At 32.2% G+C, this 627-nt stretch carries 1 protein-coding gene; it reads right to left on the bottom strand.

The window, feature by feature from the left end:
- Window positions 1-322 precede the first annotated feature (322 nt).
- Window positions 323-627: BspA family leucine-rich repeat surface protein (locus tag Z053_RS29605; protein WP_035097300.1), on the bottom strand; the 305-nt coding region annotated here is incomplete at its 5' end.

The raw sequence follows: 627 nt of genomic DNA, 5'->3' as shown, positions 1-627 counted from the left end.
ACCCGCTTTATGTATTAGAATAGATAAAAGGAGGCTTAAATTTTTAATATTATCTCTGCTAACAGATACCTGTTCTTATTTTATTACGAATGGTTATTAGTGGTAATACAGCAGTTGTTTTTGCCAAGTATTGTGCACATAACAATTTGCATATAGCTGTTTTATATGTGTTGAATATCCGTTATATGTTATTTGATATTTATAACATGGATATCGTTCTTAAAGAGAACTGATTGACAATTTGAATATAGAATATTCAAAACCTGGTAAAAAAGGAAGCTTCCAAATGATATGATAGCTTCCTTCTAAATTCTACTTATACCTATCTAGGGCAAGAAGTGTCCCCAATGATTCTCCAACGTTTACTGCCTGTTAAATTTTCTCTTGCTACTTGTGCAGTACAATACGTTAATCCTTCTACTCCAAAAGTTACATTAGATTGTATATTTGGTAGCGCTGCCCACTTGGTAAGTAATGCATCGTAATTGACTGTAGATAGTTTGGTATTATCTAACATACTACCCATTGAAATAACATTTTGAATATCCCAATCACTTATATCTTGGTTAAAAGAAGTAGCATCCATAAACATGAAGGGCATGCCGATAACATTACTTACATCCCATT

Source organism: Aquimarina megaterium XH134 (assembly GCF_000520975.1).
Lineage (GTDB): Bacteria > Bacteroidota > Bacteroidia > Flavobacteriales > Flavobacteriaceae > Aquimarina > Aquimarina megaterium.
Note: the sequence above shows the minus strand (reverse complement) of the source record. Positions and strands in the feature narration are given on the sequence as shown.